The organism is Pseudactinotalea sp. HY158 (assembly GCF_009660225.1).
Lineage (GTDB): Bacteria > Actinomycetota > Actinomycetes > Actinomycetales > Beutenbergiaceae > HY158.
The window spans coordinates 48926-66426 of record NZ_CP045920.1; the positions used below are offsets into that span (position 1 = coordinate 48926).

The following is a 17501-nucleotide window of genomic DNA, read 5'->3' on the forward strand; positions in this document are numbered from 1 at the left end:
GCGTAGCGCCCGGGCGAGCGTCGTCCAGCGGTGGATGCGAATCGGGGATAGCGGTGCCGGGGACCGTGTGCGAAGATTTGCGCGTGGCCACGAGTGCCGCACGTGACCGGTCCGACGGGCCGGGGCGCACGCGCATAATCTCCTTGACGGACGCGATCGTCGCGATTGCGATGACGCTGCTCGTGCTTCCGGTCGTCGACGTGGCGGACCAGTGGGATGTCGCGCATCCGGGACGATGGTTCGCCATCCACGGGGATCTGATGCTCTCGTTCGTCCTCAGCTTTCTCGTGATCTACGTCTTCTGGGCCGCTCACGCGGCCGCATTGCGCGCTGCCGGAGACCGCTCCACGATGGGGGCCGTGCGCGTGCTCACGATGCTGTGGCTCCTCCTCATTGCGTTCCTGCCGTTCCCGACGGCGGTCGTGGGACATGAGCTCGACACGACCTCGGCCCCCTTCTATATCGGCACCATGTTTGTGCTCTCCGTGCTCACATCGACCATCGTGACCATCGCCGGTCATCACCGGAACGAGGACGACAACGTCGGGTCGGATCATCGACTCGGCTGGGCATGGGTCACCACGGCCGTCTTCGGGGCGTGTGCCCTGATCAGCGCCGTGCACGCGGAGCGTGGGCTGTTCGCCCTGCTCATTCTCCTGCTCCTGCGCATCATCGAGGTCGTCGGCAGGTACCGATCGACCGCTATCCGGTTGGCGGAGACCGGACCCCGTGAGGAGGATCCATCATGAGCGTTCAACAACCGGGCTTCATCCGGGAGTCGACTCTCCAGCCACGGCCGGGAACGACGCCCTGGTGGGTGGGGAGAAGACATCCGGTGCGGCTGGCTGTCGGTCTTGCGGCGGTGACGATGCTCCTGACGGCGGCGATCGGAATCGGCGGACAGGTCTTTGCTCCGACCGCAGATCCGATATCGGTCCGGCTCGCCGCCGTGCTGTTCCTGGCCGTCGGTGCGTGCGTCGTAGTCGGCGGGGCCGGCGCCTGGGGACGGGTCGGTGCGGGAGGCCCCGCCGGGTGGCGGCAGCCTGGCCTGCTCATCGTGCCCGGGATCATCGCCCTGGCCCCCATCGTGACCGGAATCGAGCTACCGGGCGGGAGCCTGCTGATTGTGCTTGTGGTCGGCTACGTGGCGACGGGCGTCTTCGAGGAGCTCTGGCATCGCGGCCTGATCCTGGATGTGCTCCGTGGGCTCGGAGTGCGCCGATCGGCCATTCTCGGTGGCGCCCTGTTCGCGGGCACCCACCTGGCGAACGTCGTGTTCGGGCAACCGATCGCCGTCACGTTGGCCCAGGCTGTCGGTGCGTTCTGCTTCGGCGTGGGATTCTCGCTCATGCGGTGGCGCACCAACGCCATCTGGCTGTTGATCGCGATCCATGCCACGGGTGACCTGCTCCTCCACATCACCGGGCTGCACGGCGGACTGCTGTGGATCTTCCTCGTGGGCCATGACATCGCCATGGGCCTGTGGGGCCTGTGGTGCCTGCGTGGGCTCAGGGATGAGGCGAGGGTTCTCGCCTGATCACGGCTCAGCAGCCGGGCTCGACCTCATGGGCGGCATGGCCCACGGGTTCGAGCTGGAGGGTCGTGTGGCCGAGGTCGAAATGCTGCTCGAGGCAGGCGGTCACCCGATCGAGCACGGGCCCGCACTCGGCCAGGTACTCCGGTTCGACCACGACGTGCGCCGTGAGCGCGGGCATCCCGGAGGTGATGGTCCACGCGTGCAGGTCGTGCACGTCGATCACGCCCTCGACCGATCGGATGTGCTCGCGCACGCGGGCCAGGTCGAGGCCCTTGGGGGTCGCCTCGAGGAGGATGTGGGTGACCTCGCGCAGCAGCGACCACGCCCGCGGCAGGATGAACAGCCCGATCCCGAGCGAGGCGAAGATGTCCGCCCGCTGATAGCCGGTCGTGGCGATGACGATCCCGGCCACGATCACGGCCACGGAGCCCACGAGATCCCCGAGCACCTCGAGGTAGGCCCCGCGCATGTTGACCGATTCGCGGTGGGAGCCGTGCAGGAACGTCAGCGAGATCGCGTTGGCGACCAGGCCCGCCCCGGCCGCGATGAGCATCGGGGTGGTGGCGACCTCCGGCGGCGAATCCCAGCGCGCCAGGGCCGTGACGATCACGTACACGCCCATGCCGCCGAGGATGACCGCGTTGACCAGCGCCGCGAGGATCTCCGCGCGCATGAGCCCCCATGTGCGCGAATCGGTGGCGGGCCGGCTCGCGAGCGTGATCGCCACGAGCGCGATGAGCACCCCGGTGGCATCGGTGAGCATGTGCCCGGCGTCCGCGAGCAGCGCGAGCGAGGAGGAGACGATCGCCCCGACGAGCTGGAACACCACCACCACGCCGGTGATGACCAGCACGACGATCAGCCGGGACCGGTGCTGCCCGGCGGCGGTCCCGGCTGTGGGAGTGCCGTGCGAATGGGCCATCGACATCCGCCTACATTCGCTCGGGGGCGGCGATGCCGAGCAGGTCGAGCGCGCGCGCCAGGGTCCGGCGGGTCAGGTCCACGAGCAGCAGCCGCCGCTCCCGCACCGCCCCGGAGGAGGCGAGCACCGGGCACTGGTCGTAGAACTCGGTGAACGTGCGTGCCAACTCGTAGGCGTAGGTGCACAGCGTGTGTGGTTCGAGCGTGCCGGCCACGGTCTCGACCGCGGCCCCGAACTGGTCCAGCTGGAGCGCGAGGGCCCGCTCGGCGCTCTCGAGCGGTTCGCTCAGCGCATGGACGGCGGCGCTCGCCTCGACCTCGAGGCCTCGCTCGGCCGCCTTCCGCAGGATCGATGCGAGCCGGGTGTGCGCGTACTGCAGATACACGCCGGTGTTGCCGTGGAAGGAGACCATCCGCTCGGGGTCGAACGTGTAGTCCTTGATCCGGTTGGAGGAGAGGTCGGCGTACTTGATCGCCGCGATCCCGGCCTGCTCGGCGATGAGGTCGAGGGCGGGGTCGTCGGGGTCGGCGCCCTTCTCCTCGGCGGCCTCGCGCACGACCGCGCGGGCGGCGTCGACGGCCGCCGAGAGCAGGTCCATGAGCTTGGCCGAGACCCCCGCGCGGGTCTTGAAGGGCTTGCCGTCGGCGCCGAGCACGGATCCGAAGGGGACGTGGGCCGCGCCGACGCCGTCGTGCAGCCAGCCGGCCTTCGTGGCGGCCTCGAAGACGAGCCGGAAGTGGAGCGCCTGCGGCGCGCCCACCACGTAGAGGATGCGGTCGGCCCCGAGGTCGCGCACGCGGTAGCGCAGGGTCGCCAGGTCGGTCGTGTCGTAGCCGTAGCCGCCGTCGGACTTGCGCACCATGAGGGCGGCGGGCTTGTCGTCCGGACCCGTGACCTCCTCGGAGAGGAATACGAGCGCGCCGTCGGATTCCACCGCCACGCCCGCGTCGGCGAGTTCGGCGGCCACGACGGGCAGCATCGGGTTGTAGAACGACTCCCCGGCGGCGTCGGCGGGCGTGAGCTGGAGCCCGAGCCGGCCGTACACCTCGGAGAAGAAGCGCTGCGACTGGTCCACGATCTCGCGCCAGGTGGCCAGGGTGGCCGGGTCGCCGGCCTGCAGGGCCACGACGCGGGCCCGGGCGCGGTCGGCGAAGTCCTCGTCGGCGTCGAAGCGGGCGCGGGCCCGCTTGTAGAGGCCGTCGAGCGCCGAGACCGGGGAGGTGTCGCTCAGCTCCTCGGCGCGCCAGGCGACGTCGGGGTTCTCGTCGATGAACTGGATGAGCATCCCGAACTGGGTGCCCCAGTCCCCCAGGTGGTTCTGCCGCACGACGTCGGAGCCGAGGAAGCCGAGGATGCGGGCGATGGAGTCGCCGATGATCGAGGAGCGCAGGTGCCCGACGTGCATCTCCTTGGCGATGTTCGGCCCCGAGTAGTCGACGACCGTGCGGGTCCCCGCCCGGCTCGCCGGCACGCCGAGGCGGTCGTCGTCCAGCCGTTCGCGCACCTGGTCCCACAGGGCGGCGTCGGAGAGGGTGAGGTTGAGGAATCCGGGTCCGGAGATCTCGACCGATCCGATGAGGCCGGCCCGGCCGAGCTCCTCGACGATCCGGGTGGCGACCTGCCGCGGGTTCGCCCCGACCTTCTTCGCCAGCGCCAGGGCCGCGTTGGCCTGGAGGTCGGCGTGATCCGAGGGTCGCACGAGCGGATCGGCACCGGCCTGCTCGGGGTAGGCCGCGGCGATGGCGCGGGCGAGGGTGTCATCGAGGCGCTGGGCGAGGGAGGGCACGGAGGAGGTCACGCGACCATTCTTCCATCGCCCGGCGACCTCGCGCGCTGGGCCGACCTGCCCGTCGACCTGCCGGCCGGCACGCCGGAGGCGGCGGCCCCGGGGGACCGCCGCCTCCGGGGCCGGGCCGCGACCTGCCCGGGGTCAGGCCTTCTTGTCTCGGCGGGTGGCCCCGGTCGCCTTGTCGGCGGCGTCCTTGGCCTTGTCCTTCGCCTCGGTCGCGGCCTTCTCGGCCGCCTTGCCCGCGTCCTTGGCCTTGTCCGCGGCGGCGTCCTTCACATTCCCGGCCTTCTCCGCGGCGGCGTCCTTCACGTCCGCGGCGGCCGCCTTCGCGTCGCCGGCGACCTCGGCGGCCTTGCCCGCGGCGTCGCCGGTCTTCTCCGCCACGGCCCCGGCCGCCTTGTCGGCGGCGTCCTTGGCCTCGACCGCGGGGCGGGGGGGGGGGGCTCCGCGGCCGGGTCGGCCGGGGCGGCCGGGGCGGCCGGGACGTCGTCCCAGTACTCCTCCGCCCACGGGTCGTCGACCGGCTGGGTGCGGCGCCAGATGAGCACGCCGGCCCCGGCGACGGCCGCGCCGACGGCGGTCCAGCCGAGCACCTTGCCCACGCTGCTCTTCTTCTTGGTCTGCTCGTTCGCGGCCTTCTCCACGATGCTCAGCGCGGACGCCGCCTTGTCGGCCGCCTTGTCGGCGGCGGCGTCGGCCCCGGCCTTGGCCGCGTTCGCGGCGTCCTCCATCGCGGTGACCACGCGCGGAAGCACGGAGTCGACGAGCTTGTCATGGGCGATGTCGACCGCGCCCCTGCTCTTCTCGGCCAGCTCGGCGACCTTCGGGGCGGTCACCTCGACGCCGCTGCGCCACGCCTTGTCGACCCGCGGCCCGGCCCACTCGATCGCGGCCTCCACCTTGGGGCCCGCCCACTCCTTCGCGTCGTCGGCGAACTGCCGAGCAGCCTTGCCGGCCTCGTTCGCACCATCGCGGACCTGATCGGTGGAGAGCTTCTTCTGCGACATATCTGCCCCTTGCGTTGTCCGCCGCGTGGTCGCGGGGAGCGGTCGATTCTGTGGAACTCTCCCTATCGTGCCATCTGGAGTGTTCTTTCGCATACGGCTATCGGCGGATGCCCGCGCAGCGGACACGCGGACCCGAGCGCATCGCGGTGCCGATCGGCGGGGCCGGCGGTGTGTCGCCCGTGTGCCGCTGGTGTGCCGTCCGCGGTGGTGGATGCGAGAATAGGCGGCATGGACGCTATCTTTCACACTTCCGAAGGCGACATCGTCGTCGAGCTGCTGCCCAACCACGCCCCCAAGACGGTGCAGAACTTCGTCGAGCTGGCGCGCGGTGACCGCAGCTGGACCCACCCCGGAACCGGTGTGGAGAGCACCGAGCCGCTCTACGACGGCACGATCTTCCATCGCATCATCCCGAACTTCATGATCCAGGGCGGCGACCCGCTCGGCTCCGGCACCGGCGGCCCCGGCTACACCTTCGACGACGAGATCCACCCCGAGCTCGACTTCACCCAGCCGTACATCCTCGCCATGGCGAATGCCGGCAAGCGGATGGGCAAGGGCACGAACGGCTCCCAGTTCTTCATCACCACCGCACCGACCACGTGGCTGCAGGGCAAGCACACCATCTTCGGCAAGGTGAAGGACCAGGCCTCGACGGCCGTCGTCGACACGATCGGCAACGCCGCCACGGGACGCAACGACCGCCCCGTGCAGGACATCGTCATCAACTCGATCGAGATCGTCGACTGATTCGGCCGATCAGGTGACCGACTACCCCTCCGCCCCCAATCCCGGGTGGCGCCCCGAGCAGCCGGGCCAGGTTCCGCCGCCGTCGGCGGGATGGTCCGGCGGCCCGGGCGGCGGCACTCCGGGGTCCCCGGGGCAGGGGCAGCCGGTCTGCCCGCGTCACCCCGACCGGGTCAGCTTCGTGCGCTGCCAGCGCTGCGGCCGGCCGGTCTGCCCGGAGTGCCAGCGGCAGGCGCCGGTCGGCGTGCACTGTATCGACTGCGTGCGCGCCGCCCAGAAGCAGGTGCCGGCCCAGCGCACGGTGCTCGGCGGCCGGATCACGCCGAGCCGTCACCCCGTGGTCACCCAGGTGATCATCGGGATCAACGTGGCCCTGTTCCTGCTCGGCTACGTCGTTCCCGGCCTCACATGGAACCTGATGTTCGCGCCCGTGGTCGGCGAGACCGAGCCCTGGCGGATCGTCACGAGCGGGTTCCTGCACGCGGGCATCTTCCACATCGCGTTCAACATGTACGCGCTGTGGATCGTGGGCCCGTTCCTGGAGAAGATGCTCGGGCGCTGGCGGTTCATCGCCCTGTACCTCCTCAGCCTCATCGGCGGCAGCCTCGCGGTCGTGGTCTTCTCGGCGGGCCCCTCGGCAGACAGCTGGTATCAGGGCGTCGTCGGCGCCTCCGGGGCCGTGTTCGGGCTGTTCGGGGCGATCGCGCTCGTGCTGCGCAAGACCGGGCGCAATGCCCAACAGATCCTCGTGGTCATCGGGATCAACGTGGTGATCTCCTTCGTGATCGCGGGGATCTCCTGGCAGGCGCACGTCGGTGGCCTCATCACCGGTGGCGTGCTCGGGCTCCTGTTCACCAAGCTGCCGCGCGAGCGTCAGCACGTCGGCGGCGTCATCGGTGTCGTCGCCGTCGCGGCCGCCCTCGTCGCGGGCTTCGTCGCGATGTACGCCGTGAAGTAGCACCCGCTCCTCGACGGCCGGCCTCCGCATCCGTGCGGGGGTCGGCCGTTCGTCGTGCGCGAGGACGGCGACCGGTCGCCGCGACGCCGTCCACAGGGTTGTCCACAGCTGTCCACAGAGCCCCATGCTTATCCACAGGTTGCGGCGTCATCCTCAGGTTCATCCACGGCGACGTGGCGGATATCCACCGGTGGGGCCGCCCTTATCCCCAGTTATCCACAGCTGTGTCCACACCTGGGGATAGTCACACGGCTGTAATTCCACAGCTGTGGGTAACGCTGTGTACAGATGTACGAAGAACCTGCGGGTGACAGCGGTCGGCGCCGAGCCCGGGCGGGCGCCCGCGGAGATCGCACCCCGCATCCTCACGTGTCTTCCGCGCTGCGGATCGACGCCATGAGAGTGCGCCCGGGTGGGGACCCGTCCGGCGGGCGGGCCGGCCGGGCGCCATGGGCACTGTGGGCACTGTGGGCACTGCGGGCGCTGTGGATGCGGCGTCGGTGCCCTCGATGCGGGTGAGCGCCGTCGGGGCCGTCAGTATCGTGAGGGCCGCCAGTATCGTCAGGATCGTGAGGGCCGCGTGGTCCGGGGAGCGTCGTCGTCGACGGGACCGCTGCGGGAGGGAGCCGTCCGGGCCGGGACCGTCATGGTCCCGACTCGGACAGGGGCGAGGGGTGGGCGCTCAGCGCCAGCGCATGGTCATGATGAACCCGGCGAACACGAGGGCGAAGCCGATGCCCAGGTTCCAGTTGCCGATGCCGGGGACGGGGTATTGACCGTTGAACACGTAGGTCGCGACGATCCAGGCCAGGCCGACGAGGCCGAGCGTGACCATGACCGGAACCCACCAGACCGGATTCGGTACGGCCTCGGTCGATGCCGGTGGCGGCGTGTAGGTCGACTTCTTGCGGGGCTTCGATTTGGGCATGCCACTACTCCTCAGTGATGCAGACTGCCCCGATTCTAGGGGAGAATGCGTTCCCCCTCGGCCACTGTCGGGATCGGCACCTACACTGGCGCCATGTCGGGAACAGTGCCGCCGCCGCGCCGGGGCCGCGCGCGCCGCACCGGGCACTGGAGTCTGGCCGTCGTGGGCGTGCTCGCGGGCATCCTGTTCGCGACCAACGCGCGACTCTTCGCGGAGGCCGACACCCGCCGCCCGGAGAACCTCGTCGACCTCGTGCGGGTCGAACGGGACCGGCTCGAACAGACCAACGCCGACGTGATCGAGCTTCGAGCGGAGGTGGCCGATCTCGTGGCCTCGGCCGACGAGTTCAGTCAGGCCGGCCCCGATCCCGAGGTGGAGTACGCGGCGGGACGATCCGCGGTCACGGGACCGGGCGTCGTCGTCAAGCTGTGGGACGCGCCCCGGCGCGACACCCTGCCCCCGGGCGTTCAGCCGGACGATCTCGTGGTGCACCAGCAGGACCTCGAGGGCGTGATGAACGGGCTGTGGGCGGGCGGCGCCGAGGCCATGACGGTGCAGGGGCACCGCGTCACGGCCACCTCCTCGATCCGCTGCGTGGGCAACGTGCTGCTCATCGACGGGTCGGTCTACTCCCCGCCGTACGCGATCGCGGCGATCGGGGATCCGGCCCAGCTGCGGCGCGTGCTCGTGAGCAGCGCACCGGTGGCCCTCTACCTCGACTACGTCGAGGCGCTCCAGCTGGGCTGGTCGCTCGACGAGGAGTCGGAGCTGGAGTTCCCGGCGGCCGAGGGGTCGATCGCGATGGCCTATGCGCACAAGCCCGGGCAGGAACCCATTACCCTGCCTACAACAGAACCCTCACCTGCGAACGGGTCCACTCCATGACAGATGTGTACGACGTCTTCGAGCTCAACACCGAGCCGGAGCCGCTTCCCTCGCGCAAGTCCCGGCGTGCGCACCACGGTCGTCGGCGCGCCTCGGTCGGTTCGATCATCGTCGGCGTGTTCGGGGAGCTGCTCATCACCGCCGGCCTCATCATCGGCCTGTTCGTGGTGTGGCAGGTGTACTGGACCGACGTCATCGGCGCGCGGGAGGCCGCCGGGCACATCGAGGTGTTCGAGCAGTCGCTGCCGCCCGTGCCCGACACCGTCGCGCCCGAGCAGACCGGCGACGCGCCCGTGGCGAGCGTCAAGGAGGGGTCGATCGGGGTGCTGTACGTGCCCCGGTGGGGCGAGGACTACCGGATGCCCATCACCGACGGCGTCGGCCTCGACGTGCTCAACGACGGATACGTCGGCCACTACCCGGAGACCCAGGTGCCCGGGGAACTGGGCAACTTCGCGCTCGCCGGCCACCGGCAGACCCACGGCAAGCCGTTCCGGTACGTCGAGGAGCTCAAGGAGGGCGATCCGCTCATCGTGCAGACCAAGGACGCCTTCTACGTCTACCGCGTGAGCAGCCACGAGATCGTCAAACCCACCGACACCCGCGTGATCGCGGCGAACCCGTTCGATCCCGGGGCCGCGCCCGAGCAGCAGCTGCTCACCCTGACCACGTGCCACCCGCTCTGGTCGATCAAGGAACGTTGGATCGTGCACGCCGAGCTCGACTATTGGACGGACCTGTCCGATGGCCGACCCGCCGACCTGCCGGAAGGAAGTCTGTAGATGTATGGAGCACTGTGGCGCGGCCTGCCCGGGCCGGCCTGGTTCAAGGCGATCTTCCTCCTGCTCGTGGTGGCGGCGATCGTGTACGTGCTGTTCGAGTACGTGTTCCCGTGGGCCTACCCGCTCCTTCCCCTCGGTGAGAACACGATCGACGGCGCATGAGGCGCGTTCTCGTCGTCGACAACTACGACAGCTTCGTCTTCACGATCGTCGGCTACCTCGAGCAGCTGGGGGCCGTCACGCAGGTTCTGCGTTGTGACGACGCAGCCCTCACCGGCGCCTACGAGCTCGCCGATGCGGTGCTCGTCTCGCCCGGACCGGGCACGCCCGCGCAGGCCGGGCGCAGCGAGGAGCTCATCGCCGCGTGCGCTCGGGACGTGAAGCCCCTCCTCGGGGTCTGCCTCGGGCACCAGGCGCTCGCGGAGGTGTTCGGGGCCGAGGTGGGTCACGCGCCGCAGCTCATGCACGGGCGCACCTCGCGGATCCAGCACGACGGCACCGGGGTGTTCGCGGGGCTGCCGGCCGAGATGGTCGCGACCCGCTACCACTCCCTCGCCGTGCGCACCGGCACGGTGCCCGGGGAGCTGCGGGTCACCGCGACCACCCCCGACGGGGTGATCATGGGCCTCGCGCACCGCCAGCTGCCCCTGCACGGCGTGCAGTTCCACCCCGAGTCGGTGCTCACCACCGGCGGGCACCGGCTGCTGGCGAACTGGCTCGAACTCGCGGGGGTCGCCGGGGCGGTCGAGACGGCCGAGGGCTTGAGTCCGGGGCTCGCGGCGGGCTGAGCACCTGCGGGGGCGCGTCACCGTGTCGCTTTGTCTCTTATTAAGTGACACGCATCGTAGTCCAGGACCAGACTTGTCCTTTAATACGAGACATAAGGACGCCGATGAGGCTCTATCGGACACCCGACCCGGATCTTGAAGGTCAGCACGTCATCACCGAGACCCGTGCCCTTCGCGCCTCGTTGGCGGACGTTCTTCGCGCACCCAAGCGTTGGAACGGCCTACTCCGCCGCACCTCAGCAGCGAAGGCCATCCCGGGGTCGAACACCATCGAGGGATACCTCGTGAGCGACGGGGACGCGGTCACGGCCGTCGACGATGGACCGCCGTTGACGGCAGACGAGGCGACCTGGGCCGAAATCGTCGGATACCGTCGCGTGCTCACGTATGCTCAATGTGGCGACCGAGCCGGGATTCGTGATGGACGAGGCGGAGACCATCTGGCGCCATCTCGATAAGCTGCTGACCGGTCACCGGCTCGATGGCAGGCTGGGAAGCGCGCTCTTCGATGCGCTGCTGGGATTGCGCGTGACCCGGCCGTCGTACGTGAAGCTCACCGGGCTCGACGACCGCACGGCAACGCGGGACCTGGTGGGCGCTGCAGCGCTCGGACTGCTCGATGCCATCGGTGAACGGCGGGGCCGATATTACATCGCCGGCGAGCCCTTGAAGCAGATCTGGGGCGTGCTCCGGGCATCCCGCCGGTCAATGGCCGACCCCTGCCCGACTCTCATGGGCGAGATCAGGCGGCACCTGAGCTGACCGCGCATCACGTGGTCGCCTCACCGTTTCGGCCGGGTTGAGTCGTCCACTGCAGTATGCGCCTCGATGACCGCCGGCTGCGCGAGTCCGCTGATCAGATCGACGACCGTGCAGTCGAGCGCATGTGCCAGGTCGAACAGCGTGGAGAGCCGCGGATTGGCCGGAGTTCCCTTCGCCCGGTCGGAGTAGCCGGACTCGAGTAGTTGGTAGTGGTTTCGACTGATTCGTGCCCGCTCTGCGGCCGTCTCTTGGGTGAGCCCGACGGCCTCGCGCTGATGGCGAAGTCGGAGTGCGAGCATCAGCGCGAGCTGAGCTTCGACGGGGGACTCGCTGGGCACGCGTCCAACCATGTTGCCCTCGTGCGCTAATGTCTGCCATGTAAACAATGCCTTGTGAACATGGCGTGCTCGAGGACGATCGCGTCCGTACCCGACGGATGCGCCGGTCCACTGAGGGACGCCGAGGAGGGTTCGCGAAGACCGATGCCGATCGATTCCTACGCACCGTCGCCACGGAGGCCCGGCGAGATCCTCGGTTGGTCCGGCCATGAGTGAGGGCAGCGGGGCCTCGCTCTCCAATCCCATCCTCAACGGCCCCTACGACCCTCCGGCCCATCACTTCGAGTTCGGGGCGAACGGACCGACGGGGAGGATCGAGCCGGGGCGCCGAGCGAGTATGAGCTTCATCCCGATCGCGAGGGAGAGGAAGAGGGGTGCGTCCGGCGCGGGCACCGGCACCGGCCTGCAGCGCGAACTGGACCTGTCTCTCACCGGTGAGCGGGCGGATCGCAATGAACTCATCAACGACCTGCGGCGCGAGGTCGAACTCTGGCGTTCACGCGGCTACGCTCACGTCACCCCAGTCACCCGCACCCTGCTCGAGCACTGGGCGGATCCGCACCGAGAGAACCGGGTGCTCTTCGGCCAACGCGAGGCGGTCGAGACCGCGATCTACCTCGCCGAGTCGGCCGGCCGGGAAGGGAATCCGGACTGGCGTGGGCCGTTGAGGGAACGGAACGACGAGCACAACGCGGGCCTGCCGCGGCTTGCGCTCAAGATGGCGACCGGCTCCGGCAAGACCGTCGTCATGGCCATGCTCGTCACATGGCAGGCCATCAACAAGGTGATGAACCCGCGTGATGCGCGGTTCGCCAAGCGCTTCCTCGTTGTGACGCCCGGCATTACGATCCGTGATCGGCTACGCGTGCTCCAGCCCGGTGAACCCGGCAACTACTACGACCTGCGTGAACTCGTACCGGCGCAGTATCAGAAGGCGTTGCGCGAGGCGCAGGTGGTTGTCACGAACTATCACGCGTTTCAGCCGCGGGACGCGAAGGAGATCCGGGGGGTCCATCGGACGACTCGGCAGATCCTCCTCGGTGACGCAGCGGGTACGACCGATGATCCATTTCGGGAGTCGCCCGATGCCGTCATCTCGCGCGTGCTGCGCGGCTTCACCCTGCCGGGCGGGGGCCGACGGAAGACAGCGGGAAGCGAGATCATCGTGTTCAACGACGAGGCGCACCACTGCTATCGCTACAACCCGGAAGGGTCGGCGAAACTCACCAAGGATCAGAAGGAGGCGAACAAGGAGGCGGGCACGTGGTTCACCGGCCTTCAGTGGGCCATGGACCGCGTAGGGCTCAAGACCGTCTACGACCTCTCGGCTACCCCCTTCTATATCGCTGGTTCCGGGTACCGGGAGGGGCTCATCTTCCCCTGGACGGTCTGCGACTACTCCCTCATGGACGCGATCGAGGCCGGCATCGTCAAGGTGCCGCGAACTCCGGTCGACGACGACGCTGAGGACGACCGCGTGACCTACCTTCGTCTCTGGGACCACCTGGGTAGGCCGGGTGTTCTCCCCAAGCGGAGGACGGCGACAACGCTTCCCGGAACGTGGCAGATTCCGGCGGAGCTCCAGGGGGCGCTCGAGAGCCTGTATCGCTCGTACGAGAAGTCGTATGCGCGGTGGGAGGAACTGCTCAAGCCGTTGGGTGAGCCGCCACCGGTCTTCATCGTCGTGGCGAACAACACCGTGGTGTCCAAGCTGATCTACGACTGGATCGCCGGCGGACCCTCCCACGACGGCGAGGGAAACCCGGTCCTTACGTCGGACGGCACTCCCGTGGTCAAAGCCGGGCGCCTTCCGCTGTTCACCAACATCGACTCCGGTCGCGCCGTGGCGCGCCCGCCGACGATCCTCATCGACTCGGTTCAGCTCGAGTCCGGCGAGGCTCTGACGAAGGAGTTCCTGGCCGATGCGGCCGAGGAGATCGAGGCGTTCAAGCAGGAGTATCGCCGCCGGTACCCGGGTGCGGATGTCGATGCCATCGGTGAGGGGGACCTCCTGCGGGAAGTGATGAACACCGTGGGCAAGAAGGGCAGTCTCGGTGAACACGTCCGATGCGTCGTCTCGGTCTCGATGCTCACCGAGGGATGGGACGCCAACACCGTCAGTCACATCCTCGGTGTACGCGCGTTCGGTTCGCAGCTCCTGTGCGAGCAGGTCGTGGGCCGAGGCCTGCGCCGTCGGTCCTACGCGTTGAACGAGGAGGGCCGCTTCGAACCCGAATACGCGAACGTCTACGGCATCCCCTTCGCGTTCATCCCCTCGGACAAGAACCCTCCGCCGGTCGATCCACCGAAGCCGGCGACCGAGGTGTACAGCGTGCCGGGCCGTGAGCACCTGCGTATCCGGTTCCCACGCCTCGTCGGTTACCGACTTGAAGTGCCGGACGAGGTTCCCTGGATCGACGACGACGAGGATGTCAACCGGTTCTACGTTGGGAAGGAAACGGTACCGACCTGGACCAGATCCGGGGGTGTCGCAGGTGACGAAGAGTACGACTCTCTGTCCGCATCCGAAAAGGTGCGTCATCAGACGGTCGCCTACAACGTGGCGAAAAAGTTGATAAAGCAGCATCTGCGATCGGGTGCAGGTGATGTGAGACTGTGGCTCTTCCCACGCCTGGTTCGAATCACGCGAGACTTCATCGAGCGATTCGTGGACGTCGCGCCCGATTACCACAATGCCCTCCGATGGGCGGAGGTCCAGGCGAAGCTCGCGGACGCGGTCTACGAGGCGATCACCTGGCAGAACGCGAATCGCCTTCCGAAGATCCGCGCAGTGCTCGATCCGTTCGACCCGGAGGGGGACACGGGTGAGGTCGAGTTTCAAACGCGCAAGTCGACCATCGTGACCGAGAAGTCCGAGATCTCGCACGTGGTGCTCGACGGTATCGACGGCAACACCTGGGAGGCCGAGATGGCGGCCGTCTGCGAGTCGATCGCCGACGTCGAGGCGTATGTGAAGAACGAACGCCTCGGCTTCACGATCCCGTACGTGCATAAAGGACGCTCACATCAGTACGTACCGGACTTCCTGCTCAAGATCCGGCCACGCGAGGGGGACGTGGACCGGTACCTCATCGTGGAGATCTCGGGCGGCCAGAAGAGTCCAGGACCTACGCACACGAAGGCCGATACCGCCCGCGACTCCTGGTGCGCTGCGGTGAACAACCACGGTGGCTTCGGCCGATGGGGCTATATCGAGTTCACGGCGATCGGCGACCTGATGGGCCAGGTGAAGGACGCCATCGCGGCCCTCTACGACGATGAACCGATCATTGGCGACCACGACCTCCTCGACTACGCCCGTGCCGACCGACCAGGGAGAGGGGCGGCCTGACGTGCCACCACGCAAGAAGACGCCGTCGGGTCCGATCCCGATCGACGTCATTCAGCACCCGGACAAGCGCCTCAACATCCCGACGGCGGACGCCCAGGAGTGGGTGCCGGACGAACATCGCCAGGTGCCGACGGTCGTGTACGAACGAGATCCGTCGCTCGACCCGCAGCTCGTGTGGCGCGGAAAGTACGACCGCGACGTAACCGAGTTGGTCGCGGACGCGCCGCCGATCTATATCCAGGAGAAGATCGACGCCCGTGTGCTCGTGGAGAACCTTCGCGAGACGGCCACAGCCGGCGAACCGGAGCCCGAGGCGACCCTCTTCGATACCTTCGACGGACTTGACGACCTCGATTCCGTCGACTTCTACCAGCATCAGGCGAACTGGTCGAACCGAATGATCCTGGGCGACTCTCTCCAGGTGATGGCCTCCCTCGCCGAGCGGGAGGCACTCCGTGGCAAGGTCCAGATGATCTACATCGATCCGCCGTACGGCATCAAGTTCGGTTCGAACTGGCAGGCCTCCGCTCGCAAACGCGATGTGAAGGACGGCAAGGATTCGGATGCGGCACGCGAGGCCGAACAGATCAAGGCCTTCCGTGACACGTGGGAACTCGGAATCCACTCCTACCTATCGTACCTGCGCGACCGATTGATGGTGGCACGCGACCTGCTGACTGAAAGTGGCAGCGTCTTCGTTCAGATCGGTGATGAAAATTCACATCTGGTTAGGTCTCTCTTGGATGAGGTATTTGGTAGCGCAAATTTCATTAACCAGATTGCCTTTACGAAAACTACAAGTCAGACAAGTGAGTTCATTCCAGCAACCTATGATTACATCATCTGGTATGGGAAGGATAGAGACGCGACAAAGTATCGGCCATTGTTCTTGCAGAAAGAACCTTCGGCGATGTATGGCACCTACAGAAAAGTCGAAACTGACGATGGCAAAATCCGTAATCTCTCGAGCGGTGAGCGCAAATCGGGTGTGATTGATGGAAAACTCCTCGCGCTTGGAGACATGGTGTCACAGAGCGGAAGTGTCGCGACCCAAGGGGAATTCATCTGGCAGGGCGATGTGTACAGGCCACGGTCAGGCGGTTGGAAGACCAATCAGGCCGGGTTGAGGAGGCTCGCGTATGCCAATCGTCTCGCGAATGCCGGTACGACGCTATTGTATCGGCGTTATTTTGCGGACTTTCCGGTATCGGGTCTTGGGAATTACTGGATAGATACTCAGCTCGGAGGATACTTAAAGGGAGAAGAGAAGTACTACGTTGTTCAGACCGCTGCACTTGCAATTGAACGATGCGTGCTCATGTCTACCGATCCGGGCGACCTTGTAATCGACCCCACATGCGGCTCGGGAACTACAGCACACGTTGCTGAACAATGGGGACGCCGCTGGATCACGATCGACACTTCGCGTGTTGCGCTCGCCCTCGCTCGCCAGCGACTGATGGGGGCGCGTTACCCGTACTACCTGCTCGCCGACTCCCAAGCGGGTCGCGTGAAGGCGCAGGAGATTGCGGGTCGTCCGACGTCAGCGACTAAATTGAGCCATGACATTCGAAACGGCTTCGTATATGAGCGCGTGCAGCACATTACTCTTAGATCGATTGTAAATAATCCGGATATTCATGAGGGGATGTCTCGCCAGGAGATTGAAGCAGCAATCGGGCGACACGCAGACTTTGAATACCTCTACGACCGGCCGTATGAAGACAAGAGGCGGGTGCGGGTGTCGGGGCCGTTCACGGTGGAGTCCCTTTCACCCCACCGCGCCCTTGCCTTCGAGCAGTCGGGACAGTCCGGTGGAGAAGTAGCAGCTGATCGTGGGGCCGACGCTCAGACGTTCGAGCAGACGATCCTCGAGAACCTCGCCAAGTCCGGAATCCAGACCGGGACCAAGTCCGAGCGGATCGAGTTCGCCACCTTCGATCGGTTTCCAGGGCTGCATGTGCAGGCGGTTGGAGAACGCAGGGCCGCAGTGGATGAGCCGGACGCCGCCCCCTCCCGTGTCGCGATCGCGATCGGACCTCAGTATGGAACCGTCAGTCAGGAGTTCATCAAGGACGCTGCCCGCGAGGCACTGCGCGCCGAGGGCATCGATCTCCTGTGCGTGCTCGGATTCGCATTCGATCCGCAGGCGATGGGTGTGAGCGACGATGGCGTCACACTCGAGACCGAGGACGGCTTCACGCACGTCGCCGAGCGCTCCATCGGCAAGGTGCAGGTGCTCTTCGTCCGCATGAACGTCGACCTCCTCATGGGCGAGGCCCTGAAGAAGACCAAGGCGGCCAACCTCTTCACGGTCTTCGGCGAGCCCGACATCGAGCTCCATCGTGTCGAGGACGACCGGCTCACGGTCGAATTACACGGCGTCGACGTCTACGACCCCACGACCGGCGAGGTTCGCTCCGACAACGCGGACAAGATCGCGCTGTGGATGGTCGACACCGATTACAACGGTGAGTCGTTCTTCGTACGGCACTGCTACTTCACAGGTGGCAACGATCCGCTCAAGCGGCTCAAGACGGCGCTCAAGGCGGAGATCGACGCCGACGCCTGGGCGACGATGTACGGCACCGTCTCCCGCCCGTTCGACAAGCCGGCCTCCGGCCAGATCGCCGTCAAGGTCATCAACGACTACGGCGATGAGGTCATGAAGGTCTTCGACGTCTCCTAGCCGAGACCGTTCGGAGT

General features: G+C 67.3%; 17 protein-coding genes. 11 read left to right on the forward strand and 6 right to left on the reverse strand.

Annotation, left to right across the window (positions count from 1 at the left end; translation table 11 throughout):
* Positions 1 to 83: 83 nt before the first annotated feature.
* Complete coding sequence (locus tag GCE65_RS00225) at positions 84 to 749, forward strand: TMEM175 family protein (RefSeq protein WP_153876965.1); 666 nt, start codon at positions 84 to 86, stop codon at positions 747 to 749.
* A 308-nt stretch (positions 750 to 1057) separates the two neighbouring features.
* The gene (locus tag GCE65_RS16105) at positions 1058 to 1537 is read left to right on the forward strand and encodes a CPBP family intramembrane glutamic endopeptidase (protein WP_194928754.1); all 480 of its coding nucleotides are present in this window, start codon (positions 1058 to 1060) and stop codon (positions 1535 to 1537) included.
* A 7-nt stretch (positions 1538 to 1544) separates the two neighbouring features.
* Here GCE65_RS16105 and GCE65_RS00235 read toward each other — a convergent pair whose 3' ends face one another.
* From GCE65_RS00235 to GCE65_RS00250, 4 genes are all read right to left on the reverse strand, one after another.
* Positions 1545 to 2459 carry a cation diffusion facilitator family transporter gene (locus GCE65_RS00235; RefSeq protein WP_370460160.1) on the reverse strand — a complete coding sequence of 305 codons (915 nt, stop codon included), beginning with the start codon at positions 2457 to 2459 and terminating at the stop codon, positions 1545 to 1547.
* Between the two features lie 10 nt (positions 2460 to 2469).
* On the reverse strand, positions 2470 to 4257 hold the full coding sequence (argS, locus tag GCE65_RS00240) for an arginine--tRNA ligase (protein ID WP_153876967.1): 1788 nt from the start codon (positions 4255 to 4257) through the stop codon (positions 2470 to 2472).
* Between the two features lie 132 nt (positions 4258 to 4389).
* Positions 4390 to 4632, reverse strand: a complete 243-nt coding sequence (locus GCE65_RS00245) for a YtxH domain-containing protein (protein ID WP_153876968.1) — start codon at positions 4630 to 4632, stop codon at positions 4390 to 4392.
* Positions 4554 to 5255 (reverse strand): hypothetical protein, encoded by a 702-nt coding sequence (locus tag GCE65_RS00250; protein WP_153876969.1) that lies wholly within the window; start codon positions 5253 to 5255, stop codon positions 4554 to 4556. Before GCE65_RS00250 ends, GCE65_RS00245 begins: the two co-directional genes overlap by 79 nt.
* A gap of 228 nt (positions 5256 to 5483) precedes the next feature.
* Here GCE65_RS00250 and GCE65_RS00255 point away from each other — a divergent pair, with 228 nt between their 5' ends.
* Positions 5484 to 6005, forward strand: coding sequence for a peptidylprolyl isomerase (locus GCE65_RS00255; protein ID WP_152817965.1), 522 nt, complete (start codon positions 5484 to 5486; stop codon positions 6003 to 6005).
* A gap of 259 nt (positions 6006 to 6264) precedes the next feature.
* Positions 6265 to 6960, forward strand: a complete 696-nt coding sequence (locus GCE65_RS00260) for a rhomboid family intramembrane serine protease (RefSeq protein WP_228760023.1) — start codon at positions 6265 to 6267, stop codon at positions 6958 to 6960.
* A 682-nt stretch (positions 6961 to 7642) separates the two neighbouring features.
* Here GCE65_RS00260 and GCE65_RS00265 read toward each other — a convergent pair.
* Positions 7643 to 7888 carry a cell division protein CrgA gene (locus tag GCE65_RS00265; RefSeq protein WP_152817964.1) on the reverse strand — a complete coding sequence of 82 codons (246 nt, stop codon included), beginning with the start codon at positions 7886 to 7888 and terminating at the stop codon, positions 7643 to 7645.
* A gap of 93 nt (positions 7889 to 7981) precedes the next feature.
* On the opposite strand from GCE65_RS00265, the gene GCE65_RS00270 reads away from it, so the two are divergent.
* From GCE65_RS00270 to GCE65_RS16375, 5 genes are all read left to right on the forward strand, one after another.
* Positions 7982 to 8773 (forward strand): DUF881 domain-containing protein, encoded by a 792-nt coding sequence (locus GCE65_RS00270; protein ID WP_153876971.1) that lies wholly within the window; start codon positions 7982 to 7984, stop codon positions 8771 to 8773.
* Positions 8770 to 9555 (forward strand): class E sortase, encoded by a 786-nt coding sequence (locus GCE65_RS00275; RefSeq protein ID WP_152817962.1) that lies wholly within the window; start codon positions 8770 to 8772, stop codon positions 9553 to 9555. Before GCE65_RS00270 ends, GCE65_RS00275 begins: the two co-directional genes overlap by 4 nt.
* Complete coding sequence (locus tag GCE65_RS16110; protein ID WP_194164925.1) at positions 9556 to 9717, forward strand: hypothetical protein; 162 nt, start codon at positions 9556 to 9558, stop codon at positions 9715 to 9717. It begins immediately after the preceding gene.
* On the forward strand, positions 9714 to 10343 hold the full coding sequence (locus tag GCE65_RS00280) for an aminodeoxychorismate/anthranilate synthase component II (protein ID WP_153876972.1): 630 nt from the start codon (positions 9714 to 9716) through the stop codon (positions 10341 to 10343). The genes GCE65_RS16110 and GCE65_RS00280 overlap by 4 nt, the downstream gene beginning before the upstream one ends.
* A gap of 387 nt (positions 10344 to 10730) precedes the next feature.
* Positions 10731 to 11105, forward strand: a complete 375-nt coding sequence (locus tag GCE65_RS16375; protein ID WP_228760024.1) for a hypothetical protein — start codon at positions 10731 to 10733, stop codon at positions 11103 to 11105.
* A gap of 20 nt (positions 11106 to 11125) precedes the next feature.
* On the opposite strand, the gene GCE65_RS00290 is transcribed toward GCE65_RS16375, so the two are convergent.
* On the reverse strand, positions 11126 to 11443 hold the full coding sequence (locus GCE65_RS00290) for a helix-turn-helix transcriptional regulator (protein ID WP_228760025.1): 318 nt from the start codon (positions 11441 to 11443) through the stop codon (positions 11126 to 11128).
* A gap of 208 nt (positions 11444 to 11651) precedes the next feature.
* On the opposite strand from GCE65_RS00290, the gene GCE65_RS00295 reads away from it, so the two are divergent.
* Both GCE65_RS00295 and GCE65_RS00300 read left to right on the forward strand, forming a co-directional pair.
* A complete protein-coding gene (locus GCE65_RS00295; RefSeq protein ID WP_153876974.1) occupies positions 11652 to 14795 on the forward strand; it encodes a BPTD_3080 family restriction endonuclease in 3144 nt (1047 codons plus the stop codon).
* Positions 14764 to 17484, forward strand: coding sequence for a site-specific DNA-methyltransferase (locus GCE65_RS00300; RefSeq protein WP_228760026.1), 2721 nt, complete (start codon positions 14764 to 14766; stop codon positions 17482 to 17484). Before GCE65_RS00295 ends, GCE65_RS00300 begins: the two co-directional genes overlap by 32 nt.
* The last annotated feature ends 17 nt before the right edge of the window (positions 17485 to 17501 follow it).